This is a genomic window from Streptomyces fildesensis, from assembly GCF_016107395.1.
GTDB classification, from domain to species: Bacteria; Actinomycetota; Actinomycetes; order Streptomycetales; family Streptomycetaceae; genus Actinacidiphila; species Actinacidiphila fildesensis.
The window spans coordinates 1-26,072 of the sequence record NZ_JAAIKO010000052.1 but is presented as its reverse complement, the minus strand read 5'-3'; the positions used below and the strand labels follow the sequence as shown (position 1 = coordinate 26,072).

Sequence of the window (26,072 nt, the reverse complement as noted above, 5' to 3'; positions counted from 1 at the left end):
ACAGAGGCCACTCCACCCAGGCAGGCCGCTTCCGCCGCACGCTCCGCACTCGCGCCCCCGCCACGCCTGTCCTGGCCACCATCGAGCCCCGTCCTCCCGCAGTGCCCACCCGTCGCCTGCCTAACGAAGGGGAGTTCCCCTACGGGCTGTTCACCCCCTACACCACGATGCCCTCGCGCACCGACCGTATGAACTCCGTCCAGGCACCGGCGGAGAAGCGAAGCACGGGCCCGCCGGGATCCTTGGAGTCCCTTACGGCGGCGCCGCCGTCATCCAGGAAGGCGGCCTCGACGCATTCTGTACCGCTGCCACCGCTGTAAGAGGACTTGAACCAGGTCGTGCCGGCCAAGCCGTGGACCTGAGAGGCCATCAAAGCTCCTTGCGAATCCGCTTGAGCTCCGCAGCCGTGGCTGAGATGTCCAGCGCCTGGGCGCGGAGGTAGTCAATCGCCAACCTATACCGCTCCAACTCCGCTGGCTTCTCCTGGAAGAGGGCACCGGTCAGGACGTCGATGTAGACGACATCGAGCGTTGGATCCGCCCCGCGGATCAGGGCGAAGCTGCCAAGCGCGGCAGCATGGGCCCCGGAGGAGAAGGGCAGGAGCTGCAAGGTGATGTGCGGAGATCCGGCGCAAAGAACAAGCCGGTCCAGTTGCTCCCTCATGACCTCGGGGCTCCCGACGACCCGCCTCACTACGGCCTCATCGAGCACGGCCCAGATGTGCGGCGGAGCCGGCCTGGCCAAAATCTCCTGACGCTTCATGCGGATGTCCACCATGCGCTCGACGGACTCTGGGGACTCCCTCATCTCGGAAGCGTGGTGCACGGCAGTGGCGTAGCGGCGGGTCTGGAGAAGCCCGGGTACGTAAACCCCGGCGTAGTGATCCTCCCCGAGCGCCTCTTCTTCCAGTGTCAGGAGGAGGTTCATGCCTTCGGGAACGGCATCCGAGATCGAGTGCCACCAGCCCTGCAGCTTGGCATCCTTGGCGAGGCTGACCATGGCCTTCCGCTCAGCATCGGAGGCTCCGTACTCGCGGCATAGCGCGTCAACGACAAGCCATTTGACCGGTCCTTCCTTGGTCTCGTAGCGGCTCACCGTTGCTTTGGACACCCCGACGAGCCTCCCAGCCTCCTCCAAGGTCAGGCCCTTGCGGTTCCGCATGCTGAGGAGAGTCGCCCCGAGTTGGCGCCGCCGCGTGGTCGGCCCGGTGTTCATTCCTGCTGCCCGCCTTCCTGGTGCTGATGTGCAGCTCATCATGGCCTGGTGTAGTCAATTCGTGGGGTTTCTCCATGAGAAGTTTCACAGTGCGCCCATGGGCGCCATACTCAGCGTGACGTGCCACGGGCCACAACCGCACGTGCCCGTCGACTCAACTCGCCGAACAGCAGCGGAGGGGCGGCTCTCATGTACCAATTCCGTGACCCCCGGGGTGTGGCTCCCCGGCAACGATGCGTGGTTCCGTTTGAGGCTGAGCCCAGAGAGGTCGCGGGCTTGCGCCTGGTCATGCAGAACCAGCTGCGTCTGTGGGGAACCTCGGAGCTCACTGAGCAGGCGGAAGTCGTCGTCACTGAACTTGCCACTAACGTCATCAAACACGTTGGCGAAGGCAGCCCGGCCGCCCTATGCCTGGAGACTCGCGATGGGGTGCTCCAGATCGAGATGCACGACACGAGCGCGGAACTCCCCGCCTGCCGGCTAGCAGGCCCGGATGACGAAGGGGGCCGCGGTCTCGCCCTGATCGCGGCCCTCACGGACAGTTGGTTCGCGAGGGCCACCGCAGGCGGCAAGGTCGTGCACTGCCAACTGGCGCTTTCCGAGGCAGGTTCTGCACGTCAGCTCAGGCGCAGCATTTCGGACATTTCCTCCTGTGCTGACGGCGAGGAGGCCAGGCCAGCGCTCGCGGATACCGCATCGGCCGCGAAGGAAGCGGTATCCGTCCTCATTGCCAACCTCCTCTGGTGGCTGGCGCCCTTCGGTGCTGACACCGACGACATCCTCGACCGTGCCAGGTCACACTTCGAGGCTGAGAGAGCGTGAACGAAAAACCGCCGTGACCCAGGTACCGGGCCGTCAGCCGACTGCTGCCCGAAGCAGAGCGCCGGCATCGGCTGCCAAGCCCGTCTCATGGAGCGCCGACGCGAAGCGCAGCACCTCATCTAGTGATCTATCTCGGCCGTAGATCGAGACCAGGGCATCTGCGAGTGCGTGCTGCTCGCGGTCATGCAGGAGTGCGAGCGCTGCCGCGCTTTCTGTGGGTGTGAGCACCCCGGGGGCGTCTCTCAGAAGTTCCGCTACTTCCGTAGCCTCTCCCCGGGTTTGGAGCCTGATGACCAGGGCGGCCAGCTGCTGTGCCGCAACGGCCTCCAACGCACTCCGCTGCCGGTCCCCCTGTTGCCGGGGGACCGGCAGCGGTGCGGGTCGCGAGAGGGACGCGCTCGCGATGCCCGCCTGCAAGCCGGCCTGCAGGTCGCGCAGCTGCTTGTCTTTGGTGTCGATCGTGCGACGTAGCGTGGCGCAGGTGGGGCAGCGAGAACGTTCTGCCTCGTGGTGGAGTTTGCGCAGATTTTCCAGGGAGATCGCGACGCGATCGGCCCCGGCGTCCTCGCTCGCCCTGTTATGGAGCAGGTCAATGAAGGTCTGTGGCGGTCGGCGCCGACCATTGAGGTACCGCGAGATGGTGCTCTCGTCCGCAGGGAGGCCGACAGCCACCTCCTTGAGCGTCGTGGGCCGCGCGAGCTGCTGGTAGAGGGTGACGAGCGCTTCCGCTAGTGCCCGCCGCCCCGGCGGAAGGCTGCTGTCGATCCTTCTGCCCACTTGTCCCCGTGGCGGCATGCCCTGATCTCCTCCAAGTTCCGGTCACTCAGGCCAATTGTGCGCGCAGAGGGTCTTGCCAACGCCGGCGCAAGATGATTTTTCTGCCATCTTCCGGTGCGGACCGGGCCACTATTACGAAGAGACAGCCGCTGAGCTGCATGGGGCCGGTGGGACACGCGCTGAATCTGACGAAGTGTGAGGGACGCGCAATGGAGGCATCGAATCTGCCGTCGTGGCAGGACCAGAAGGCCGGGGGCAAGGCACGGGCTGCTCTCTGGCTGGCTACGGAGGTGGGGGAGGGGCATGTCTTCACCAAGGCCCAGCTGCGCAAGGCCTTTCCGGACGTTGCGCAGATTGACCGGCGGGTACGAGAACTCCGGGACTACGGCTGGCGGATTGATACCAGCAGGGATGACCCCGCGCTGAAGCAGATGGAACAGCGGTATGTCAGCGAGGGCGCAAAGGTATGGCTTCCCGGCCAGGCGAAGGTCGCCAAGAGTAAGGGCAGCCTTACATCCGCTCAGCGGCACAAGGTCTGGCAGGCCGACAACTATCTCTGCCGGACCTGCGGCATCGGCGTGGGCGAATCCTACGGTGATGATATTGAACTGTCCAAGCTGAATGTTGCCCGCCGGAAGGTACTGCAGCCCGACGGGACGGTTGAGGTGCAGTTCGTCACCGAGTGCAAGCGGTGCGGGGCTGGCAGCGGTGACCGGAACGTCGACCTCGGTGCGCTGCTCGGCAGGGTAGAGGCGCTCGCACCGATAGAGCGGAAGATTCTGGCGAGCTGGATCGAAGCCGATCTCCGGACGACGAGTGCGTTGGAGAAACTGTGGGGGATCTTCCGCACGCTTCCTGAGGAGTCCCGGGCCTCCGTAGCCCGGGCCGTGACCGGTATGGATGTATAGGAGAGGAATGACATGGAGATGTTGAGGGAGTTTCCGCCGCCACCGCGCGCAGCTGAGTTCAGCGAGCTGATCAGCAAGAGGCTGGAAGAGGTGAAGACATCGGGCGGCACGCGGGAGACGGTGACGGTTGACTGGAGTGAACAGCGGGTGACCGTAGAGGTGATCGACCTTCCCCTTGAGGGCCTCTACTTCAATCCCGGCACACATCGAGTCCGTGCGCAGCGCAGCCACGACCCCGTGCGTGAGGCGGCCCTCGACAGGGATTCGTGGAGTGTTGAGAGCCAGAGATACCTGAAGTATCTGCTGCAGGCTGAGCCGGCGAACCCAGACCGCAGAGATCCAGATTTCGACAAACTCAAGGAGAGCCTGGCCCAGTTCGGGCAGAACGACCCGGGGCTGGTCACCCACTACGGCGTGCTCGTCAACGGCAACACACGAGCCGCCGCGCTGCGGGAGATCGGCGCTCAGTCGATGCGGGTGGGAGTGCTGCCGGAGTCCTTCACCTGGGCAGACATCAACGCGGTCGAGCTGTCGCTGCAGCTAAGGAAGGACCATCGGAGGGACTACTCCTACATCAACCGGCTGTTGGCCATGGAGGAGCAGGCATCGCTGGGCAGGACGCCTGAGGCTATCGCCAAGGATTTCAGGATTCGCACATCCACGTATCACCAGGAACGATGGATTCTCGGCACGATCCGGGATCTGATCGACCGCAGCAAGAGCGGGGGGTCCGTTGCGCTGCGGCTGGTCGATTTCGAAGACGACCAGGAGAAATTCAAGGAATTGCATCGCCTGTACGTGAAAATTGCGGCGACTGACCGTGACCAGGCAGAGGTACTCAAGGAGATGCGGCTGTCCGCGATTCTCCTGGGGTTCGCAAAGACAGACGTCCGGCACATTGATGAGAGTTTCCTGGCGAAAAACTACCTGGAAGGGACGCTGCCGGCGAGTCTGAAGGCCGGCGGCGCCGGCACAGACCTAGAGGCTGTAGCTGTGCCGGGACTCGGCGCGTCGATGCCGGGTCCGTCCTCTGCTGTTGCGGCCGCCCGTGCGCTCAGTGATCAGATCCTGCGAGCCAAGGCCGCTGTGGGTAGTAAAGAGCCAGACCTGCTCGACGGCGGGCAGCACCCCGCGCAGGAGCTCCTCAGTGACGCACGAACGTCGTTCGACAGGGCGATCGACGATGCCGGCCGGGACGCACGCGTGCGCAAGCGCCAGCAACTGGCCCCGGCGCGGCTCGCAGACGCTTGCGCAGACATCGATCAGTGCCTGGTCGATCTCGTCCAGGCACGCTCGACGAGAAGCCTGGACGAGGAGGCTTTCGACGAGGCACTGCTGAAGCTGCGGCAAAGCCTGCGGAAGCTCGCCCAGCAGGCCGGACGCGGTATGCCGCATCCGGGCGATGGTGTGTCCTGGTTGCTGACTACCGTGGAAGGCTCTTGATGACGGCGATCGCTGCCGAAACCTCTCTGCACCTCGATTTCGATGAGACGCGTACCAAGGTCGTTCTCACGACCGTCGAGAAACACCGGGAGGATCTTGTCCGCCTGGCTGCCCGCTTCCGCACGGGCGGCCAGCTTGCCCCGCTGGCGGTATCGGTAGAACTTGACGATCTGCTTGCCAGTCTGGACGCGATAGGAACCTGGCCGCACCACGTTGGCGTGGAATGGGCAACGGAACTCAGGGAGCTGGTCCTCGGGGTTCTACAGGACGCCGAGGTGGTCAGGAAGCGGCTTGACGCTCCCGATCAGCCAGGAGAGATCACCCCTGACGAGGTCCTCGGTCTGCTGGGGGAACGCTGGGAGGCAGACCTTGGCGGATTCCAACGACGCGATATCGCGAAACTGTTGTCTCTGCAGCATGGAGCCAACTTCAGCGTCCCTGGTGCCGGTAAAACACGTGCGGCACTCGCGGTGTACGCCGCAGAGAAAGTTCAGGGGAAAGTCGGCAGGCTACTGGTTGTCTGTCCCAAATCGGCTTACGAATCATGGCAGTTTGAAACCGCCGTGTGCTTCAGCTATCCGCTGCGCACGGGCTTCCTCGACCGGCGGCTGGATCCGTGGGCGGAGGTTCTGATTGTCAACTATGAGCGACTGGACCGTTCGCTCGCCGTGCTCGCGGGCTGGCTGAAGGCGGGCCCCTCAATGATCATCCTGGACGAGGCGCACCGGATGAAGCTCGGGGCGCGAGGGACCTACGGGGCCGCCTGCATGGCGCTCGGTCCTCTTGCCCGGCGGAGGCTGATCCTCACGGGGACACCAGCCCCCAACGGAACCAAGGACCTGGAGAACCTGCTGGGCTTCGTATGGCCAGGTCAGGGCCAGAGATCCGTCGTGCAGGCAGTGGCCGGCGGGGACCTGGCACATGCCAGTACTGTTCTGCGCCCGCTGTTCACCCGGACGACGAAACAAGAGCTGGGTCTGCCGCCGATGTATTTGCGTATGCGCTATGTCGAAATGCCCGATCTGCACCGGGAGATCTACGATTCACTGGTCGGCGGCCTGAGTAACGGAGCCGCGCGCGACGATCTGAGTTCACTGGGCAAGAGCGCGCTGCGATTGCTGATGGCAGCGACGAGCCCGGCTCTGCTGCTGGCGGGGGCCGACCGCTACGAGCCTCTGGCCTACCAGCTGCCGCCGCTTGAGGTTCCCGAGTCTGGCTCGCTGTATGCGCTGATGCAGAAACTTCCCGACTACGAACTGTCGCCGAAGTACAAGGAAACCGCGGTAATCGTCGCCGCTAATGCGGAAAAGGGACGCAAGACTCTCGTCTGGACTACATTTGTCCGCAGTCTGACCACGCTTGCCAGCTTGCTGGACAAGTATCAGCCCGCAGTTGTGTACGGCGGAACCCCTGACCGGGACGAACAGCTCAGACGCTTCCGCGAGGATCCGAACTGCATGGTGCTGATTTCCAACCCGGCGACGCTGGGTGAGGGCATCAGCCTCCACCAGGTATGCCATGACGCCGTGTACGTGGACCGGGACTTCATGGCGGGCCGCTTCCTGCAGAGCCTCGATCGCATCCACCGCCTCGGGCTCGATCCCGGCACAGACACCAGGGTCACCGTGCTCGCTGTCCGCGGCACAATCGATGAAGTGGTGCAGGTCCGGCTGGACAAGAAGGTCGATTTCATGGGCAAGATCCTTGACGACCCCGCTGTACAGCAGCTCGCCGATCTTCAGGAGGAACCTGCCGTGGCGGCTGGCCTGGACTCCACTGACATCGCGGCACTGCTTCGTCACCTACAGAACTAGGTTCCTCACGGGCGGACACTGGCTCCGGCACCCCGGCCTGGCCAGCGTCTGGCACGGCTGCGAGACTCCTGAGGCAAGAGACAGCAACGCACTGCTCTCTCTGGGACACTTGAGCAAAATGTCTCGCGTCAAACCAAGAGGAGTGCCGATGGGTGCCAGCAGCCGAGATGGCCGGCAGCTGACTTCGGTCGAGATCTGCGCAGGGGCAGGAGGCCAGGCCGTTGGGCTGCACAAGGCCGGTTACAGGCATCTGGCGCTCGTCGAGTACGACACTCATGCGGTCGCGACGCTGCGCGAGAATGTGAAGAATTGGCCTGAATGGGGCAGAGCCAAAGCAGACAGACTTGTTCCTGCTGATGTCAGAGAGTTCCGGAATTCCGATACATTTACCGAACTGGCACTGCCTCCCGGGGAACTCGACTTGCTTGCTGGTGGCGTTCCGTGCCCGCCTTTCTCGCTGGCGGGACGGCAGCTTGGCGAAAATGATGAGCGCGATCTATTTCCTGAAATGCTCAAGCTTGTTGATGCACTGCGCCCGAAGGCCGTGCTTATCGAGAATGTCAGAGGAATTCTTGCGCCACGGGAAACATTTGCTTCTTATCGCAAGAAGATTCTTGATGAACTATGGCATCTCGGCTATGACGTAGCCGAGGAAGGCCCAGGCCTTTCCAGGACATGGCGAATTCTCGAGGCCCGAGATTATGGTGTTCCACAATTGCGGCCGAGGGCTATCCTGGTAGCTATTCGCAGGGACGTTCTGGGCGGCAGGAAATTCGTGTGGCCGACACGGAAAAAGGGTGCGATCGTCAGCGTCGCTGATGCGTTGCGTGAAACGATGTGGCAGAGATGCGAACCGCACGGCGACAGGGGCAGGAAAGTCTTCCTCGACTGGCTGAACCAGGCGGAAGCTGCCAAGCGGAGCGACAGTGGCGGTGTGGCTCCGACGCTAGTGGGTGGATCAAGAAAACACGGCGGAGCTGACCTGGGGCCGACGCGGGCCAAGAAGGCCTGGGGTCTGCTCGGCGTGGATGGTATGGGGATTGCCAATGACCCCGATCGGTGCGACAAGGACCGTGACCTATTCCGGCCGCGCGGACCAATGCTGACTGTTGAGCAGGCGGCAATTATTCAGGGTTTTCCTGCATCCTGGAATTTCCAAGGCGGTAAAACCGCGCAGTACCGACAGGTAGGGAACGCCTTTCCTCCGCCCGTCGCCGAGGCTATCGGTCGGGCAATTGCCTCAATCTTGATCCCAGAGCGGAGCTCTGATCTGCTCAAGGGCCTCGTGATGGAGGATGCAGGGCTCGGTGCTGGAGATTCGGGATTCATCCAGTCGCAGATTCCAGAGTCAGCCTTTGCCGAGGTCAATTCGTCGCGCAATGACCGTCGCGATAATCTTGTCGGCGCAGACCGCTGAGGATTCGTGCTCCCAGAAGCGGAGCACGGTCCATTTGGCGTCGGCGAGCTGCCGGTCCGTGTCGCGGTCGCGAGCTATGTTGCCTGCCACTTTGCCGGACCAGTACCCGGAATTTGTCCTCGGTGGTACGTAATGTTCAGGACATCCGTGCCAGTAGCAGCCGTCGACAAAGACGGCTACGCGTGCGGGACGAAAGACCAAGTCCGCGGTCCTGCGGAGGTTGGTCAATGGCCTTGCGTCTACGCGGTAGCGGAGTCCATGTGCGTGCACCAGGCGCCGAATGGCTCTCTCAGGTTTTGTGTCGCGGCTCCGGATCGCCTGCATGTTCCGACGTCGCGCCTCCGAGGAAGCCCATGAGCCCTCGGGAGGAGTCCAGTTCTGGGACATGGCACCTTGTCTTCTGCCTGGTTTGCTGGTAGTTCGGCCGGAGAGAACGTTACTGGGAGGGTAGGGAGACAGTTCCGATCCGTCAATCGGCGTGGTCCGCGACAATGGGATCTCTTGGGCCAGCGGATCCTTCGGTACGGCGGAGACAGAACACTCTCCCTCTAGGGCCGGTTGGCACGCAATACGGTCTTTGTGCCAAAGCCGCGCTGGCCCGTGTGGTGCAGGCCGACTCATTTTCCGCCGCTGTCCGTCCGCCTTCTTGCGGCGTTGTCGATCATTCCTTGGGGGCGTGCTCGGGGGAGCCGTGCCAAAAGCAACCGTCGAGGAAGACAGCGACCCCTGGCTCTGCTGAAGACGATGTCGACGGTTCGGCACGGCATCCCCGGAACTGGAGCGTTCACGCAGTACCGATGCCCGGAAGCGTGCAGGAGACGGCGTACCAGTTCGGGGGCGGTGTCACGCCGCCCTTGCCTGCTCATAAGGGCCGAGACGCCTGGGGAGGAAGGAGTGGCGGGCACCAGGGCATTGTGCCGGAGCGGCAAGCATGTCGGGGTCGGGTGCCAGAAGTGGGTTGATCAAGCGGGGCTCGGGTACGGGCGCAGTTCGCTGGTGTCGATGAGCCAGGGGCCGAGGGTGACCGGCTCGCCGAAGGCGTAGTCGTGTCGGGCTCGGTAGCGGGGGCCTTCGGGGCTGGGGCCGGGGTCGGAGAAGACGGCGATGGTGCCCTTGCGGGGGTCTACGAGCAGGTAGAGCTCGATGCCCATGGCCGAATAGTCCGCGACTTTCTCGACGTAATCGTTGGAGTGGTTCGAGGGTGAGAAAACTTCGGTGACCAGGGCGACGTCGCGGGGATGGAAGGGATCCATCGTGTCTTCGGCGAAGGTGGCGAGCGGGACGACGATCACGTCCGGGCGTCGCAGTTTGCCGAGGGAAGCATCCTCGACCTCGCCGCCGGTGTGCGCGACGAGGGCGGCATCGAGTTGCTGGTCGAGCTGCTGGCGGATCCGCAGCGCGATGAATTCGTGGGGCCTGGACCGGGAAACCGCGATGACGATCTGGTCGCCGCTGATCTCAAAGCCGCGCACTGTGTCGGGAGTGTGCTTGGCGAGGTCCTCGGCGACGGCACGGATCCGGGTGTAATCCATGCCTTCATTCTCCTACGCGGTGCCCGGCCTGCCGCAGTGTTCGCTGTACGGGGCGGGGGCGCCGCACCAGCAAGGAGTGTTGCGGGGTGGGGGCCAGGGGGTGGCGTGGCCGCGGGCGGCCAGGGAGGTGGCGTAGGCCGCGGGGAGGGACGGGGTGGCCGGCGGGAGGGTCTGGGTGCGGGCGTAGGCCTCGTACGTGGGGAGGGTGGCGGTGACGACGCCGAGGAACGGGGCGCCCGTCGCCGAGAGCGCGTGGAGGGCCTGTTCGACGCTGCGCAGGTGCTCGGGGTAGCTGCCGTAGTCGGCGGCGAAGACGGGGTACCGGGTGAGCAGCGCGATGAGTTCGGCCTCGGGCCAGTACAGGACCGCCAGCGGGTAGGGGCGGGACAGGGCGGCCCGGTGGTCGGCGAGTTCGGTGCGGAGGCGTTCGATCTCGCGGCGGACCTCGGCGGGGTCGTCGGAGCCCAGGGACCAGAGGCGTTTGGGGTCGTGCAGCTCGTCGAGGGGGACCGGGGCGCTGTGGACGTAGTCGGCGAGGTGGTCGCGGTCGTCGTGGGACTCACCGAGGAGCCGGCGGACGCGGTGCCGGGTGATGAGGATCCTGCGGGCCTCGTAGGTGACCTCGTCGGGGGTGAGGAAGTGGTCGGTGGCGTCCTCGAACCAGGCGGCGGCGGCCGGCAGGTCGTCGTGGACCTCGAAGGTCTCGCCGATGATCTGCCACGGCGGCAGGCTCGCCGGGGCCTGCGCGCGGACGGTGACGGCGAGCTCGCGGGCCTGCTGCTCGGCGCCGGTGTCCCACAGGGCGGCGGCCTTGAGCGCCTGGACGAGCGCGGGGTCCGAGACGGGGTCCGAGGCGGGGTCGAGAAGTGCATCGTAGAGGGGCAGGGCCTCGGCCGGGCGCTCGGCGAGGATCCACTGCGCGGCGGCGGCGAGAAGCAGCTCCTCGCGGTCGTCGGGTTGCTCGGGGACTTTCCGCAGGAGCCGCTCGGCTTCGGCGGCATATTCGCGCTGCTCGGACATGGTTGGACGCTACTGCGATGTGCCGTCGCAGGCCAGGGTGCGGGTGGGGCGCGGGCCGGGCGCAGGGAAGCGTCGGGTGGGTCAGATGTTCTGACCGCCGTACGGGGGCGGTTGCTGGCCGTAGGGCTGGGGGCGGAGGGGCTGCGGCCCGGGGGACGAGGGTCCGAAGGGCTGGGGCCCGGGTTGCTGCGGGCCGTAGGGCTGCTGTCCGTAGTGCTGGCCGTACTGGCGTTGCGGATACGGCCCGTACGGCGGTTGCTGCCGCTGGCCCCACGCCGGCGGCACCGCCGGGCGGGTCGCCCAGGCGGCGTGGGTGAGGGCGGGCTGGGCGACGTCCTTGCGCTGCCAGAGGTGGTGGAGGAGCTCCTGCTCGCGGGCCACGAAGTGCGGCCCGGCGGTGCCGCGGGCGGCGGCGGCGCGGAGGAAGGCGAGATGGGTCGCGAAGGCGATGTACTCGCGGACGGTGCGGGCCGCCGCGTCGCCGTGCGCGCGGCGGGCGGCGGCACGGGCCACGCTGCGGGCCTTCATCGAGGCGAGCGCGACGGGTTCCGGCGGGGTCAGCCAGCCGGCCATCGCGTAGACCGGCAGCTGGGCGCGGATCAGCCCCAGCTCCTTCGACCTCGACCAGATGGCGAGCCACACCACGAGCGCGAACACCGGGATCATGATCGCGCCGTACATCGCCAGGAAGCCGAGCGGGGCGAGTGACGCCGAGCTGTTCCAGACGCCGTGCAGGAGCATCGCGAGCAGCCAGCCGCCGATCGGGGCGAGCCAGCGCCAGGGGCGGCCGGGCCGGGTCATGGCGGCGATGGCGAAGCCGGTGCCGGTCATCGCGGTGAAGAGCGGATGCGCGAACGGCGTCATCACGACCCGGACGAAGAAGGTCGCCGCGGTGGAGGACTGCAGGCCGGAGGAGCCGTAGGCCTGGTCCTCACCGAAGGCCGAGCCCAGGTACAGGATGTTCTCGGTGAAGGCGAAGCCGGTCGCGGTGAGGCCGGCCACCACGATGCCGTCGACGATGCTCTCGAAATGCCGGCGCCGGAAGAGGAACAGCAGCAGGATCGCGGCGCCCTTGGCCGTCTCCTCGACGAGCGGGGCGACGAAGGTCGCGCCCCAGGTGTCGGTCTGGGACGGGCTCGCGGTGAAGGTCGTCGCGAGGAGCTCGGTGGCGTACTCGTTCGCCAGTATCGCCACCAGGGTCGCGGCGCACGCGCCCCAGGCGAAGGCGAAGACCAGGTTCTTCCACGGACTCGGCTCGACCCGGTCGAGCCAGATGAACGCCCAGATCAGCACCGGCACCGGCAGGATCGACAGGGCGAGGCCGACGAAGAACCCCTCCGTCCCTATCTGCTGCCGCACCAGCGCGAGGATGATCACACCGCACAGCGCGAGCAGGGTGAAGAGGGCTCCGGCGCGTACCGCCTTGCTCTCCCAGAAGGCGCGGCGCGGCTTGTAGTGCCACTGTTCCGGAGCGGTCGGGACGGTGGTGAACTCGGGCGCCTTCTGAGCGTGCTCTGGGTACTCGGGGACCGGGTGGTTCGAGGAGTCGGGCGAATGCGAGTACGAGGACACCAGTCGACAGTACGGGGGGATGGAGGGTGTGCGCGATGCCCTTCCCCATACGTCTTCGGCTGCGGCCGGAATCGACCGTTCCGGATTCCGCTTAGGCCGGGGGCGCCTCCCAGCGGCAGCAGGGGGCAAGGCTTAGCGGCGAGTGAACAGCAGGTCGTGGACGATGTGGTCCTTGGCCAGTCCCTGGCGCTCGAACTTGGTCATGGGACGGAAATCGGGGCGCGGGGCGTAGCCGTCGCCGTACTGGTTGGTGAAGTCCGGGCTGCCGGAAAGCACCTCCAGCATCTGTTCCGCATACGGCTCCCAGTCGGTCGCGCAGTGCAGCGTCGCGCCGGGGCGGAGGAGCGGCGCCACCAGGGCCAGGAACTCGGGCTGGATCATCCGGCGCTTGTGGTGCTTGGCCTTGGGCCACGGGTCCGGGAAGTAGATCCGCAGACCCGAGAGGGACTCGGGAGGGAGCATGTCGCGGAGCAGCACGATCGCGTCGCCGTTGGCGACCCGGACGTTCGTCAGGCCGTACTGGTCGGCCAGATTGAGCAGATTACCCTGGCCGGGGGTGTGCACGTCGACGGCCAGAATGCCGGTGGCCGGGTCGTCGGCGGCCATCCGCGCGGTGGCGTCACCCATCCCGAAACCGATCTCCAGGACGATGGGCAGGCCCGGGTCCCCGAAGAGCTTGGCCAGGTCGAGGGGGGAGCCGTCGAGCTCCACGCCCCACTCCGCCCAGTGCCGCTCCAGCGCGCCGGCCTGCGCGTCGGTCACCCGGCCGCGGCGGGCGTGGAACGTCCGGATGCGGTGCTCCTCACGCGAGCCCGCCGGGTCCGGAGCCGGACCGTCGGGGAACTTCGCGGGCCGGGCGGCGGGGCGGCCGGCGGAACGCTCGGAGGCCGGTGCTGCGGCCGGGGCCGGGGCCGCGGGCTCAGCGGCCGTTGCCGGTATGGCCACGACGACGGGCTCGGCGTGCGCGGCAGGAACCAGGGACTCGGCCGCGGGGGTGCTGGGGGGCGTGGGTGAACTAGACACGATGGGCCCAATTCTACGGGCGGGTGGAAGCACCCCCGCCCGGCCGGCGGCGGGGCCGGTCGTCAGCCCCCGGCCCGGCCCCTCCGCCCGCGAGCCCGGACCCGGCTACGCCGTCTGCAGGGTGGCCAGTGCCGACAGGGCCCGGCGGGCCACTTCGCGCCCGATCGGGAGGGACGCCGTCGCGGCCGGCGAGGGCGCGTTGAGGACGTGGACGAAGGGGCCGGAGCCGCCGAACAGGAAGTCGTCGACGAGGGTGCCGTCACGGAGCACCGCCTGGGCGCGGACGCCGGCGGGCGCCGGTATCAGGTCGGACGTGCGGAGCGCGGGCAGCAGGCGCTGCGCGGCGGCGGTGAAGGCGCGTTTGGACAGCGAGCGGTGGATCTCGCCGATCTCGTACCGCCAGTGGCGGCGGGCGATCCGCCACGTGCCGGGGTAGCCGGCGACCTCCGCCATGTCCCGGGCGCGGAACGTGCGGCGGTGGTAGCCCTCGCGGGCCATCGCCGGGACCGCGTTGGGGCCGAGGTGCACCCCGCCGTGCACGTCCCGGGTGAGGTGGACGCCGAGGAAGGGGAAGGCCGGGTCGGGGACCGGGTAGACCAGGCCGCGGACCAGGCCGGTACGGGACGGCTTCAGCTCGTAGTACTCGCCGCGGAAGGGGACGATGCGCATCCCGGGCTCGTCGCCCGCGAGGCGGGCCACACGGTCGCAGTGCAGGCCCGCGCAGTTCACGAGGGTCTTCGTACGGATCTCACCGGTGGTGGACTCGACGACGATCCCGGCGCCGTCCGGCCCGGAGCCGCGGGTGCGGGTGATCGAGCGGACCTCGGCGCCGTACTGGATCCTGGCGCCCGCGTCGGTGGCGAGCCGGGCCATGGTCGCGGCCACCGCGCCGTAGTCGCAGATGCCGGTGGAGCCGACGTGGATGGCGGCCAGGCCGGCCGCCTGCGGTTCGTACTCCTGGATCTGGGCGGGGCCCAGCTCGCGCACCGAGATGCCGTGCTCCCGGCCGCGCTGGACCAGAGCATGCAGCCGGGGCAGCTCGTCCCGCTCCGTCGCGACGATGAGCTTGCCGGTGATCTCGTGCGCGATGTCGTGCTCCGCGCAGAACTTCGCCATCTCGGCGGAGCCCTGGAGGGCGTAGCGCGCCTTGAGCGACCCCGGGGGGTAGTAGATCCCGCTGTGGATCACTCCGCTGTTGCGGCCGGTCTGGTGCCGGGCCGGGCCGGGCTCCTTCTCCAGGACCGTCACCCGCGTGCCCGGTGCCGCACGGGTCAGCGCGTAGGCCGTGGACAGGCCGACGATGCCCGCCCCGATGACGACGACATCGTTCACATCATCGGCGTACGGTCCCATGCCACCTCCCCGGCTCCGCGCTTCTGACCGGACGGCCAGTCGCCCCCATCATGGGCCCCCATCATGAGTCCCCTTCATGAAGCCCCCGCCATGACGCCATGAAGTCCTCGACCTGAAGACATCCCCATCATGAACTGGCCCACTGACAATCGTCGCAAACCCTTGCGGGGCAAGGTGTGCGACCCGTGGACGCAGTCCGTGGACCGCACAGGCGGTCCACGGGCGGCTCACGGGTTCGTGAGTTCCCGAACTCACGACGTCTACTGCTACAGCTACAGCTACGGCTACAGCTACGACCAGGGCGACAACATCGGTTACGGCTTCGGTTGTGCCTAGGGCGGCATCACGCTGGCGCCGCCAGCAGCGGCCTGGCCCGTTCCCGCAGCTCGACGACCCGCGGTTCGTTGCCGTACGGCTCCAGCCGGTGCAGCAGATCACGGACGTACTCCGTGGTGCGCGCGGACGAGATGCGGCCGGCGACCTCGACCGCCTTGGTCCCCGCGGCGCAGGCGGCGTCCAGGTTCCCCGACTCGAGTTCGGCGACGGCGGACACGACGAGGCGCAGTCCGTGCGAGCGGACGTACTCCTCCGTGGGCCGGGCCAGCGCCTGTTCGGTGAACCGCTGCACCTGGCGGGGTACCCGCAGGTCGCGGTAGCACTCGGCGGCGTCGGCGGCGAGCCGGTCGTAGGAGTAGAAGCCGAGCCAGGCGGGATCGGCGTCGCCGTCCCGGGAGCGCTCCAGCCAGGACTCGGCCGCCGCGAGGGACGTGGCGCACGCGGCGGCTTCGCCGGCCTTGGCGTGGGCGCGGGCCTCGACGAGCTGGAAGAAGCTCATCGTGCGGGCGGTGGCCAGACCGCGGTTGCGTTCCAGGGCGGCCTGCGCGAGGTCGACGCCCTCGTCGGCGAAGTTCCGGTACGTGGCCTGCAGGGACATCGACGCCAGGACGTAGCCGCCCAGGGGGACGTCGGCCGCCGCGCGGGCCAGCCGCAGGGCCTGGATGTAGTAGCGCTGCGCGGCCTCCTGCTGGCCGGTGTCGAAGGCCATCCAGCCGGCGAGCCGGGTGAGTTCCGCGGTGGCACCGAAGAGCGAGCGGCCGACCTCGTCGCTGTACGAGCCGAGCAGCAGCGGTGCCGCCTCGACCCGCAGGCATTCGGGGACCATGCCGGAGCGCCAGTCGCCGCCGCCGTACTTCGAGTCCCAGCGGCGGGCGTCGTCCGCGGCCTCGCGCAGCTTCGCCACGTCCGAGTGCCCGACGTGGGCGGTGCCGGGCGCGGCGGCGTCGCGCGCGACCAGGGCGTCGGCGGGGGTGATCAGCCAGCGCGAGGCGGGGGTCACGTACGCGCTGACCGCGAAGGAGCCCGCCAGGCTCTGCCAGATGCCGGCACCGCCGGGGCCGCGGCGGCCGGCCAGGTCGAGCCGCCACAGGTCGGTGGCGGACTTCACCGCCTCGCCGACGTCGCGCGGGAAGGCGAGCCCGACCTCGGGCGCCGGATCGGCGTCCGCGAGCCCGATCTCGTGCAGCGGGACGGGACGGCCGAGCTTGCTGCCTATGGCCGCGGCGATGAGGTGCGGTGCGGCGCCCTGCGGCACCATGCCCTTGCTGACCCAGCGGGCCACCGAGGTCTTGTCGTAGCGGAGGGTCAGGCCCCGTTGCGCGCCCAGGTCGTTGACCCGGCGGGCGAGGCCCGCGTTACTGATGGCGGCCAGGGCGAGAAGGGTGCCGAGCTTTTCGTTCGGCCCGCGATGTTCCTTGTTCACTGCGGTTCACCTCGCGATGCCGCTGGGGGCAGGCCGGACGGCCTGGTTGTCTCTCGGGGGGTCGGTGCAGACGGGAGCCCGGGTGAGAACCCGGTTCGGTACTCGGTCCGGTCCCGGGTTCGGTACTCGGTCCGGTCCCCGGTTGGGTACTCGTTTCGGTCCCCGGTTCGGCACCCAGATAGGGGACCGAGGGGGGATGCGGGCGAGAACTCGGGCGAGAACGGGGGGCGGCGGAAGCTGCCTCCCGGGAGAGCACAGCATGGCCACTCCTCGTCGGACGCACCGGCCGTACCGGGCGCACCGGGCGCGACGGCCGTTCCCGGCGAGCCGGTCGGGCCGGACGGGCGGGTCGCTCTGATCGGGCCGGATGAGCCTGGGGCATCGGATGAGCCGGAAATGCCAGGTGCACCGGATGAGCCGGGTGGGCGAAGTGCACCGGGTGGGCCGGGCGAGCCGGAAGGGCCCGGTGGTCCTGAGGCATCGGGTAAGCCGGGGGTATCGGCGGGGCCGGGGACGCCGGCCGGGCCGGGGATGCCGGTGGGGCCGGGAACAGCAGCCGGGCCGGGAGTGTCGGACGCGCCGGGGATGCCGGACGCGCCGGTCCGTCCGGACACACGAGGGCCGCGCACGTGGACCACGCTCTTGCCACCCCCTCGACACAAAGAACGGCCGCCCCAGCCCCCTTGTAGAGGCTGTGATGTCTGTGGAGCCCGATTCGGCCAATGTCGAGGACAAACCGGGCCCCGAGATGCCGGGGCGTTCGCTACTCGGGTACACCCAGCGTAGTTCGCCGCATCCCGACCGTTAAGAGGCCTGTCCCGGATGGCGAGATTGCAGCCCCCAAAAAGTGCCCGTGCTCCCGGTATATGTGGCTGTGCGCCCGCCCGTGCGCTCTTTGCCGTCCTGATCAGGAGCGCTTCCATGGACGGGTGGGTCGGCCCGTGGCCTCGACAAGCGGCAATGGCAAGAGACGGCGGGCCAGGGGGCTCCGCCGCCACAATCCCCGCGGGCGGCGGACCGGTCCGGGAGGCGTGCGGACGCCTCCCGGACTGTTGTTTTTATGCGGCGTATGTCCCGTATATGAGCCCGTTCGACCACGCATCCGGCGACCGGCATATCAACTCCGGCATGTGCCAGCCACTTTGGCGTGAAACCGACGTTTGGCTTCACGCGGACGACCCGGCGCTCCTCCCTGCGCCCATGCGCCTCCTTGTGCGCCGTGCCATGGCAGCATGTTCCTCAGGCGGAGCGGCAGTTCGCATGCCGCACAGCCAGTGGTCCACAGCCTGTGGAGGCGGCGATGCGGTGGTTGGTGGGGTGGAGCAGTGCCGCCGCGGGGTCACTCCCGGGCACTAAGGCCCGTACGGTCCTCCCGGTTGGCGCGCAACTTCTGTGGGGCGACCCGGATCCGCTGTGGGCGGTCGGTGACTGGCGTGCTGACGAAGTCCGCGTGATCCACGCCGACCCGGCCGGCGCCTCCTACCAGGGCGGCAGCAGCTATTCCGGTTCGGGATCCAGCTCGGGTTCCGGGTCCGGGTCCGGTTCCGGCGCGGCCTACGGGAGCGGGTACGGCAGCGGCTCCGGAAGCTACGGGGACGGGAACAACGGGTACGGGAACAACGGCTACAGCGGCAACAGCAGCCGCGGAGCCTCCAGTTACCAGAGCGCCAACGGCTACGGCGACAGCAACGGCAGTACCTACGGCGGCGGTCACGGCAGCGGCTACGGCAGCAGCCACCCCGCCATCGCCCGGATCGCCATCCTCGGCCGCTGCCACGCGAGCGACGCCCAGCTGCGCGTCGGCCTCTTCGCCGCCCGCGGGGGCGCCCTGCGCCACCTCACCGCATGGCCCGGCAGCTACACCGCCGTACTCCAACTCGGGCGCCGCATCACGATCCTGGGCGATCTCGCCGGCGCCCGGCCGGTCTTCCACACCCGCTGGGCGGGCGGTACGGCCTTCGCGACGGCCGCTCTCCCGCTCGCGGACCTCACCGAGGCGGGGCTGGACGTCACCCACCTCGCCGCCACCCTCGCCTGCCCGGACTCGCCCGAGGCACTCGGCGACGGGACGCCGTACATCGGCGTCCGGCGGGTGCCGCCGGGCCACGCCCTCATCCTGCGCGACGGCGTCCCCGAGATCAGCGGCTACGAGGCGACCGCGTCGCTCGCCGTCGGCAACCAGACCTCCGCCTCCGACACCGAGGCGGCGATCACCGGGGTCCGCGACGCCCTCGTCGACGCCGTACGGGCCCGGCTCGCCCAGCCGCGCTTCATCCCCGAGGCCGGCGAGGCACCGTCCCCCGGCATCGGCGCGGACCTGTCCGGAGGCAGCGCCTCCGCCACTCTCGCGCTGCTCGCCGCCGGACTGCCCGGCATGCCCGGCACCCCGCTCGGCCACGGGTCCTCGGCCGGGCAGCGGCTGCTGGCCGTCACCTTCAACGATCTGGCGGGCGGCGGACTGCAGTCCCGCGACGCCGAACTCGAACGGGCCAGGGCCATGGCCGCCGACCCCCGGCTGCACCACGTAGTGGTGCCGGGCGGCACCGAGGCGCTCCCGTACGCCGACCTCGGCTCGGGCCCGCTCACCGACGAGCCAGGACCGTCCCTCATCACCGCGGAACGGCACCGCCGCCGGCTCGCCGCGGGCGGCGCCGACCACCTCGTGGGGCACGGCGCCCGCCAGGTCCTCGACGCGCACCCGGCACGCCTCGCCGACCTGCTCCTGGACCGGCACCGCCGGCACATGCTGCGTCCGGTGGCCGCGCTCGCCACGGCGGACGGCCCGACCAGCCGCTCCGTCCTCGTCCCCTTCACCGTCTACCGCGCCGCCCGGCGGCTGGCCCGTACGCCTTACCAGCAGGGCGTGCAGGACGCCGCGGCCCGGCTGTTGCGGCGCGACTTCGGCTACGGCTCCGGCTCGTCCGCGGCCTCCGGCAACGGCTTCGGTCCCGGCTCGAGCTCCGGTGACACAGGTCCTGGCGCCGCGCTCAACGCTTCCCTCGCCGCGCTGGCCTGGGTGCGGCCGGGCCCGGCCGCCCGCTGGCTCACCGGCGAGGCCCTCGCCGAAGTATCGGTTCGCCTCCAGGAGGCGGCCGCCCGGCCGGGACCGGTGGAACGTCCGGGCGACCGGCGCGCGCGGGCCGCGCTGGCCCGGCACGCCGCCGACCACCGCGTCTTCGAGCAGGCCGTCGAGGTGCGCAGCCAGCGGCTGCACGCCCCGTTCCTCGACAACCAGGTCGTCCGCGCCTGCCGGGCGCTGCCCGAGGCGCTGCGCGTGCAGCCCGGGGCGCGGGTCTCGGTGCTGCGGGCGGTCCTGGCCGGCTCCGGGATCCGGGAGCTGCCGCCGGGCTGGGGCGCCAACTCCCATGTCTCGACCGCCGCCGCGTTCCGCACCGGGCTGCGGTCCTCCGTCGACGACCTCATCGAGCTGTTCGACACACCGCTGCTCGCCGACGCCGGGCTCGTCGAGGCCCGCGTCGTCCGCCAGGCCCTGCGGGCCGCCGCCGACGGGGAGGCGCTCCCGCTGGACGGGCTCGGCGAGCTCGTCGCGACGGAGGTCTGGCTCCGCCGGCTGCTGGCCCGCCGCGGATCCTGCTGGACCGGGGCGGACGCTCCGGAGCAGCGCGCTGTGGCGGGCGGGGTGCGCCGGCTCACGATGTGAGCGGTAGGGCGGTTACACGATGTGAGCGGTAGGGCGGTCAGGGGTCGGCCGATGGGAGGCGATCCGTTGTCAGTGCGATGCCCGACAATGGTGTGCAGGTCCGATGGCATGCGATGGCAACGGGCGATGGAGCGAACGGCGACCGCAGAGGACTCGTAATGGCGGTGTGGGACGACCTGGTCGGCCAGGACGCGGTGACGGCGCAGCTGTCCGCGGCCGCGCGGGATGCCGATGCCCTGGTGACGGCCACGTCGGCGGGCGCGAAGGGCGCGGCGCTGCCGACCGCGTCCAAGATGACGCACGCCTGGCTGTTCACCGGCCCGCCCGGCTCCGGCCGCTCCACCGCGGCCCGCGCCTTCGCGGCGGCCCTGCAGTGCACGAGCCCGGACCGGGCGCTGGGCGGGGTACCGGGCTGCGGGTTCTGCGACGGCTGCCACACGACGCTGATCGGGACGCACGCGGACGTCGAGATCGTCCGGACGGATCTGCTGTCGATCGGCGTGAAGGACACCCGTGACCTGGTGCGGCGGGCCGCCATGTCGCCGGCGGGCGGCCGGTGGCAGGTGATCGTCCTGGAGGACGCCGACCGCCTCACCGAAGGTGCGGGGAACGTGCTGCTGAAGGCGGTCGAGGAGCCCGCGCCCCGGACCGTCTGGCTGCTGTGCGCGCCCTCGGTCGAGGACGCGCTGCCGACCATCCGCTCCCGGTGCCGGCTGCTGAGCCTGCGGACCCCGTCCGTGGAAGCGGTCGCCGACGTCCTGGTGCGGCGGGACGGGATCGACCCCGAGCTGGCCGCGACGGTCGCCAGGGCGACGCAGGGCCACATCGGCCGGGCCCGCCGGCTCGCCACCGACGAGCAGGCGCGGGCGCGGCGGGCGACCGTGCTGCGGGTACCGCTGCGGGTGGACGACGTGGGCGGGTGTCTGAAGGCCGCGCAGGAACTGGTGGACGCGGCCTCGGACGACGCCAAGCAGGTCGCCGTGGACGTGGACGGCAAGGAGACCGAGGAGCTGCGGGCCGCGCTCGGGGCGTCGGCGGGCGCCGGCAGCCGGATGCCGCGCGGCACGGCGGGCGCCATGAAGGACCTGGCTGACCGCCAGAAGCGCCGATCGACCCGTACCCAGCGGGACACGCTCGACCTGGCCCTCATCGACCTGGCCGGCTTCTACCGGGACGTGCTCGCGGTGCAGGTCGGCTCGAAGGTCGGCATCGCGAACGTCGAGGCGCGCGACGCGATCGAGCGCATCGCGGCGTCCTCCCGTCCGGAGAACTCGCTGCGCCGGATCGAGTCGATCCTGGCCTGCAGGCAGGCACTGGAACGGAACGTCGCGCCGCTGCTGGCGGTGGAGGCGATGACGCTGTCGCTGCGGGCGGGCTGACGGGGGCGGGCCGACGGGGCTTTCGCCCTCCTCGGCCCGCTGTCGTCACCTCGGCGTCTTTGGTGCCTTTGGGTGATCAACGGCAGGGACCCGTAACGCCGACCGCCCACCCGGCGTGCCGCGTTGCAGGCTGCTGACAGTGCCGCCGGAGCCCACCCGGGGGCCGTAGTCGTCCCTGAGGTGGTCCGTACCGTGGCTGATGCCGTCCTGTTCACTCTGCTCTTCCTCACCACTGCCGCCGCCGTGGCACTCGTGCGCTCCGCGCTGCGCTACTGGTGGTCGGAACGGTCCGGCCGCGTCTACGAGTTGGCGCAGGACCGCACTGGTACGGCGCTGCGCGCCGCCGCCGCGGGCGTGGCCGTCCTGGCGGTGGTCGCTGTCGCCGTGCCGCTGCTGTCACCGGGAGGCGGCGGGGGCACGGTGACGGCCGCCGCCCGTACGGCGGTGGACCTCCGCCCGCCCGCGCCTCCCCGGCCGCCCGCCCGCGCGGCCGCACCGCCCGCGTCCGGGTCCGGGTCCGCGGCGCCCCGTACGATCTCCCGCCCGGCGGGCGGCGTCCTGCAGGAGCTCGCCGACGGCACACGCGTCTGGACGCCACAGCAGTACGCGTACCCCCGCGCCGCGAAGGTCTCCTTCCCCGTGGTGGTCGCGGAGGTCGGCGCCGGGGACCAGGAGCTCTACGCGGGCTTCGCCGCCCAGGTCCAGCGGCGCCTGGCGGACCCGTTCCTGCTCGTGATCCCGCGCACCTGCGGCGGCGCGGGACCCGATCTCGACGCGGTCGCCCGGCACTACCGCACCCTGACGACCCGGTCGGCGCGCGCGATCCTGGGCGTCGGCGACCGTGCGGCGTGCGCGGTCCGCGAGGCGTTCGCCCACCCCGACCGCTACCGCGCGGTCGCCGGGATCTCCGGCCGGTACGAGGGCGTCGCCGTCCCGCCCCCGTCCCCGGCGGGCCGGCGCCCCGCGCTCCTCATCGCCTCCGGCTCCGGCGAGAGCGCCTCCCGCGACTCGGCCCTCAGGTTCCGCACGGCGCTGCGCCCCCGCGCCGACGAGGTACGCGTCATCGACGGCGTGAGCGGCCGCCGCGAACTCTTCGCCCGCGTCGCCGGCTACCTGACGGAAAAGGTCGACGGCCCGAAGCACCCGTAGCGGGAGCGCACCACCCGGCGCAGGCACCCCGCGAGACCCCTGGCCCCGGACACCCGCCCCCGGACACCCGCCGGGACACTCACCCGGACCCAGCCGCTCACCCGGACCCAGCCACTCGATCAACCCTCAAACGGCCCACAAAAAGCCTACAAATAGCCCATGAGCGGGCGGCGGAGCCCGCCTCCACCCCAGCAGGACGGATACGCTCCCCCTCACCCGACGGGAGGACCCGAGCCGCCGATGTACTCCAAGAGCCCGCTCCGTATCCCCGCCAGCGCCCTCGCGGTGGCAGGCCTGCTCCTCTCCGGATGCAGCAGCGGGGGCCCGGGCCACAGCGCCGCCGCCTCCACCACCGCCAGCTCGCTCGGCCCGCTCCCGTCGGCCGGCGACGCGAGCCTGGCGCCGTACTACACGCAGAAGCTGAACTGGCACTCGTGCGGCGTCCCCGGCTTCGAGTGCGCCACGATGAAGGCCCCGCTGGACTACGCGCACCCCGTCGCGGCCGACGATCTGAAGCTCGCCGTCGCCCGCAAGAAGGCGGCGGGCCCCGGCGCGCGCCTCGGCTCGCTCCTGGTCAACCCCGGCGGTCCCGGCGGCTCGGCCATCGACTACCTGCAGTACGCGGCGCTCGGCTACCCCGCACCGGTCACCGCCCGCTACGACATGGCCGCCATCGACCCGCGCGGCGTCGCCCGCAGCGAGCCCGTCGAGTGCCTCACCGACGCGCAGATGGACGCCTTCACCGCCGTCGACACGACCCCCGACGACGCCGCCGAGACCGGCAAGCTCGTCACCGCCGACACGGGGTTCGCGGCCGGCTGCGCGAAGCGCTCCGCCAAGCTCCTCGGCCATGTCTCCACGGTCGAATCGGCCCGTGACATGGACGTCCTGCGGGCCCTGCTCGGCGACGACAAGCTCACCTACGTCGGCAAGTCCTACGGCACCTTCCTCGGTGCCACCTACGCCGGACTGTTCCCGCAGCGCGTCGGCCGGCTGGTCCTCGACGGCGCGATGGACCCCTCGGTCTCCGCCCTCGACAGCAGCCGCACCCAGGCCGGCGGCTTCGAGACCGCCTTCACCGCCTTCGCGAACGACTGCATCAAGCACACCGACTGCGCCCTGGGCACCAAGAGTGCCGACGACGCCGGGCACCGCCTCGACGAACTCTTCCGCTCCCTCGACGCCAAGCCCCTCCCCACCGGCCAGGCCCGCCCGCTCACCGAGGCGCTCGGCACCACCGGCGTGATCTCCGCCATGTACGACGAGGGCTCCTGGCCGACGCTCCGCGCCGCCCTGGCCAAGGCCCAGCAGGGCGACGGCGCCGGCCTCCTCAAGCTCTCCGACGAGTACTACGAGCGCGACAGCAGCGGCAAGTACTCGAACCTCATGTTCGCCAACGCCGCCGTCAACTGCCTCGACCTCCCCCCGGCGCTCTCCTCCCCGGCCGACGTCGAGCGCGCCCTCCCGTCCTTCCGCTCCACCTCCCCGCACTTCGGCACGGGCCTGGCCTGGGCCAGCCTGATCTGCGGCTACTGGACGGTCCCGGCCACCGGCAAGCCCCAGCGCATCGAAGCCAAGGGCGCGGCCCCGATCCTCGTCGTCGGCACCATCCGCGACCCCGCCACCCCGTACTCCTGGGCCGAGTCCCTCGCCTCCCAGCTCTCCTCCGGCCACCTCCTCACCTACAACGGCGACGGCCACACCGCCTACGGCCGCGGTTCCGACTGCATCGACACCGCCGTGAACCTCTACCTCCTCGAAGGCACCACCCCGCCCAAGAACAAAAAGTGCGACTGACCCGCTGACCTGCATTTCCGCCCGATCCACCCCTGCACGGAGCACCCCCAACAACCCTGTAGACTTGGCGCCGCTGCTCCCGCCACACTGGCCGAGCGCAGTATGCCGCCTTAGCTCAGTTGGCCAGAGCAACGCACTCGTAATGCGTAGGTCTCGGGTTCGAATCCCGAAGGCGGCCCCAGCAAGGCCCAGGTCACCTAGCCCGTGACCTGGGCCTTTTGCTTGTCCGTACCCTTTTGCTGCCGTGGGCTGGAGGTTAGTCGAGTCCCCTGGGGGCGATGTGCGGCCGAGGTGCGGCCATTTCTGCAGAGCCGCTGCACGGGTGCGGCCAGGAGTGGCCGCCGGGCCGGGCGGCTGGCGGTGGAGCGACTGTCGAAACCCGACAAGAGGCGCTCGGCGGCCAGGTGAGCTGGCGGTTGGCTTGGCAGTATTCTTGGCCGACTGTTTGGCTCTTGTCCACGGACAGTGGGACATGGCTCTGTCGCGAGTTCCGTGAAATCCAAGATCTTGATCTTCAGTGGGCGAGCAGGATGCGCTTGCGCAACAGGTCGGGCTTGGCGCGACCGAACATCTGACGCTTGATCATTTTGATGCGGTTGACGTGGCCCTCGACCATGCCGGAGTTCCAGTGAAGGGTGAGGCCGGCTTGGACCGCAGCCCAGTCGCGACGCAACCCGCTGGCGAATCCCCGCAGCTCAGGCAGTGGGCTGTTCTCGGCGTTGCGGACCCATCCCTCGAGATCCTCCTGGCCGCGACGGTTCACGAGCGTCTCGGCAAAGGTGGCGACGAGGCGACAGGCGGCATCGAGGTCCTCGCAGCGGTCTCGAAGCTCCTTCAGGATGAGCCGGTCGGCCTCTGGAAGATTGTCGGGGTGCGTGAGGATAGCGGTGGTGACCTCACGGTTCTTCGGGACGACGGGGCGTGCGGTGGGCGCGGTGTTCTCGCGTAGGTGGAGAAGCAATCGCCGGACAGTACGTTCGCTCACCCGGGCCCCGCGCTCGTAGAGTTCCTGGTGCAGCATGCCCGTGCTGGTGCAGCCCTCGGCCAAGCGGGCCGCGAGGTAGGCGGCGTGACCGTCCAGACTGCTTCGGCGGCCGTTGGGCTTGTCGCTGATCAGTGCTTCCGGGGTGGGCGCGTTCATGAACTTTCGGGCTGTCTTGGGGTCCAGCCGTAGCTCGGCGCAGATGCCGCCGATCCCGACGCCCCTGGCCATCAGTGCGTGGACCAGGGCGTGACGCTCACGTCTGCGCTGGATGCTCGGGCTCTCCTTCTTGACCGGCACCACCGGTTCCCTCTTCTCGGGCGGCTCGGGGATCCACTGTGCCCGCAGCCGTGCGACCAGGCGTTCGGTGGCGGCGCCGAGGTTGTTCCACAGAGTACTGGTGGGCCGTCGGCGAGGTGCCTGCTCAGCAGGTCCTTTTCCAACGGCCC

Annotated in this window: 20 protein-coding genes, 1 tRNA gene and 1 pseudogene; 10 read left to right on the top strand and 12 right to left on the bottom strand. The window is 69.4% G+C overall.

What is annotated here, in order from left to right:
- Nucleotides 1-157: 157 nt before the first annotated feature.
- Complete coding sequence (locus tag C6N31_RS37345) at nucleotides 158-370, bottom strand: DUF397 domain-containing protein (protein ID WP_138355791.1); 213 nt, start codon at nucleotides 368-370, stop codon at nucleotides 158-160.
- A complete protein-coding gene (locus tag C6N31_RS37340) occupies nucleotides 370-1,215 on the bottom strand; it encodes a helix-turn-helix domain-containing protein (RefSeq protein WP_138355790.1) in 846 nt (281 codons plus the stop codon). The genes C6N31_RS37345 and C6N31_RS37340 overlap by 1 nt, the downstream gene beginning before the upstream one ends.
- Nucleotides 1,216-1,404: 189 nt before the next feature.
- Between C6N31_RS37340 and C6N31_RS37335 the strand changes: the two genes are divergently transcribed.
- Nucleotides 1,405-2,037 (top strand): ATP-binding protein, encoded by a 633-nt coding sequence (locus tag C6N31_RS37335; protein WP_138355789.1) that lies wholly within the window; start codon nucleotides 1,405-1,407, stop codon nucleotides 2,035-2,037.
- 33 nt (nucleotides 2,038-2,070) lie between these two features.
- Here the strand turns inward: C6N31_RS37335 and C6N31_RS37330 are convergent, their stop codons facing one another.
- Nucleotides 2,071-2,832, bottom strand: coding sequence for a hypothetical protein (locus C6N31_RS37330; protein WP_198359245.1), 762 nt, complete (start codon nucleotides 2,830-2,832; stop codon nucleotides 2,071-2,073).
- A 191-nt stretch (nucleotides 2,833-3,023) separates the two neighbouring features.
- Between C6N31_RS37330 and C6N31_RS37325 the strand changes: the two genes are divergently transcribed.
- The 4 genes from C6N31_RS37325 to C6N31_RS37310 all read left to right on the top strand — a co-directional run bounded on the left by C6N31_RS37325 (nucleotide 3,024) and on the right by C6N31_RS37310 (nucleotide 8,396).
- Nucleotides 3,024-3,722, top strand: coding sequence for a KpnI family restriction enzyme N-terminal domain-containing protein (locus tag C6N31_RS37325; RefSeq protein WP_138355787.1), 699 nt, complete (start codon nucleotides 3,024-3,026; stop codon nucleotides 3,720-3,722).
- 12 nt (nucleotides 3,723-3,734) lie between these two features.
- Nucleotides 3,735-5,165 carry a ParB N-terminal domain-containing protein gene (locus tag C6N31_RS37320; RefSeq protein WP_306665060.1) on the top strand — a complete coding sequence of 477 codons (1,431 nt, stop codon included), beginning with the start codon at nucleotides 3,735-3,737 and terminating at the stop codon, nucleotides 5,163-5,165.
- Nucleotides 5,165-6,979, top strand: coding sequence for a DEAD/DEAH box helicase (locus tag C6N31_RS37315; RefSeq protein WP_138355786.1), 1,815 nt, complete (start codon nucleotides 5,165-5,167; stop codon nucleotides 6,977-6,979). Before C6N31_RS37320 ends, C6N31_RS37315 begins: the two co-directional genes overlap by 1 nt.
- 148 nt (nucleotides 6,980-7,127) lie before the next feature.
- A complete protein-coding gene (locus C6N31_RS37310) occupies nucleotides 7,128-8,396 on the top strand; it encodes a DNA cytosine methyltransferase (RefSeq protein WP_232486130.1) in 1,269 nt (422 codons plus the stop codon).
- Here C6N31_RS37310 and C6N31_RS37305 read toward each other — a convergent pair.
- The 8 genes and pseudogenes from C6N31_RS37305 to C6N31_RS37275 form a co-directional block, all read right to left on the bottom strand.
- Nucleotides 8,328-8,783, bottom strand: a complete 456-nt coding sequence (locus C6N31_RS37305) for a very short patch repair endonuclease (RefSeq protein WP_138355784.1) — start codon at nucleotides 8,781-8,783, stop codon at nucleotides 8,328-8,330. The two genes, C6N31_RS37310 and C6N31_RS37305, sit on opposite strands and share 69 nt — an antisense overlap.
- Before the next feature lie 286 nt (nucleotides 8,784-9,069).
- Nucleotides 9,070-9,262 (bottom strand): annotated as a pseudogene (locus tag C6N31_RS44595) (very short patch repair endonuclease); the annotation flags it as partial.
- A 96-nt stretch (nucleotides 9,263-9,358) separates the two neighbouring features.
- Entirely contained in the window at nucleotides 9,359-9,928 is a 570-nt protein-coding gene (locus C6N31_RS37300) for a Uma2 family endonuclease (RefSeq protein ID WP_138355783.1), read from the bottom strand.
- A 12-nt stretch (nucleotides 9,929-9,940) separates the two neighbouring features.
- Nucleotides 9,941-10,948 carry a tetratricopeptide repeat protein gene (locus C6N31_RS37295; RefSeq protein ID WP_138355782.1) on the bottom strand — a complete coding sequence of 336 codons (1,008 nt, stop codon included), beginning with the start codon at nucleotides 10,946-10,948 and terminating at the stop codon, nucleotides 9,941-9,943.
- Nucleotides 10,949-11,029: 81 nt separating this feature from the next.
- Nucleotides 11,030-12,520 (bottom strand): PrsW family intramembrane metalloprotease, encoded by a 1,491-nt coding sequence (locus C6N31_RS37290; protein ID WP_138355781.1) that lies wholly within the window; start codon nucleotides 12,518-12,520, stop codon nucleotides 11,030-11,032.
- A gap of 132 nt (nucleotides 12,521-12,652) precedes the next feature.
- Nucleotides 12,653-13,543 carry a tRNA (guanosine(46)-N7)-methyltransferase TrmB gene (gene trmB, locus C6N31_RS37285; protein WP_244809250.1) on the bottom strand — a complete coding sequence of 297 codons (891 nt, stop codon included), beginning with the start codon at nucleotides 13,541-13,543 and terminating at the stop codon, nucleotides 12,653-12,655.
- Between the two features lie 105 nt (nucleotides 13,544-13,648).
- Nucleotides 13,649-14,896 (bottom strand): L-2-hydroxyglutarate dehydrogenase, encoded by a 1,248-nt coding sequence (gene lhgD, locus C6N31_RS37280; protein WP_198359243.1) that lies wholly within the window; start codon nucleotides 14,894-14,896, stop codon nucleotides 13,649-13,651.
- A 343-nt stretch (nucleotides 14,897-15,239) separates the two neighbouring features.
- Nucleotides 15,240-16,655: an NsdA family TPR-like regulatory protein gene (locus tag C6N31_RS37275; RefSeq protein ID WP_138355779.1), complete on the bottom strand. Its 1,416-nt coding sequence runs from the start codon at nucleotides 16,653-16,655 to the stop codon at nucleotides 15,240-15,242.
- Between the two features lie 1,300 nt (nucleotides 16,656-17,955).
- Between C6N31_RS37275 and C6N31_RS37270 the strand changes: the two genes are divergently transcribed.
- From C6N31_RS37270 to C6N31_RS37250, 5 genes are all read left to right on the top strand, one after another.
- Entirely contained in the window at nucleotides 17,956-20,316 is a 2,361-nt protein-coding gene (locus C6N31_RS37270) for an asparagine synthase-related protein (protein ID WP_232486129.1), read from the top strand.
- A 158-nt stretch (nucleotides 20,317-20,474) separates the two neighbouring features.
- Nucleotides 20,475-21,695, top strand: coding sequence for a DNA polymerase III subunit delta' (locus C6N31_RS37265; protein ID WP_138355778.1), 1,221 nt, complete (start codon nucleotides 20,475-20,477; stop codon nucleotides 21,693-21,695).
- Between the two features lie 192 nt (nucleotides 21,696-21,887).
- On the top strand, nucleotides 21,888-22,844 hold the full coding sequence (locus C6N31_RS37260) for an alpha/beta hydrolase (RefSeq protein ID WP_198359242.1): 957 nt from the start codon (nucleotides 21,888-21,890) through the stop codon (nucleotides 22,842-22,844).
- Between the two features lie 240 nt (nucleotides 22,845-23,084).
- Nucleotides 23,085-24,641, top strand: coding sequence for an alpha/beta hydrolase (locus C6N31_RS37255; RefSeq protein ID WP_198359241.1), 1,557 nt, complete (start codon nucleotides 23,085-23,087; stop codon nucleotides 24,639-24,641).
- Between the two features lie 104 nt (nucleotides 24,642-24,745).
- Nucleotides 24,746-24,822 (top strand) — tRNA-Thr (locus C6N31_RS37250).
- A gap of 333 nt (nucleotides 24,823-25,155) precedes the next feature.
- Here the strand turns inward: C6N31_RS37250 and C6N31_RS37245 are convergent.
- The coding region (locus C6N31_RS37245) for a transposase (RefSeq protein WP_232486128.1) at nucleotides 25,156-26,072 on the bottom strand (917 nt) is incomplete at its 5' end.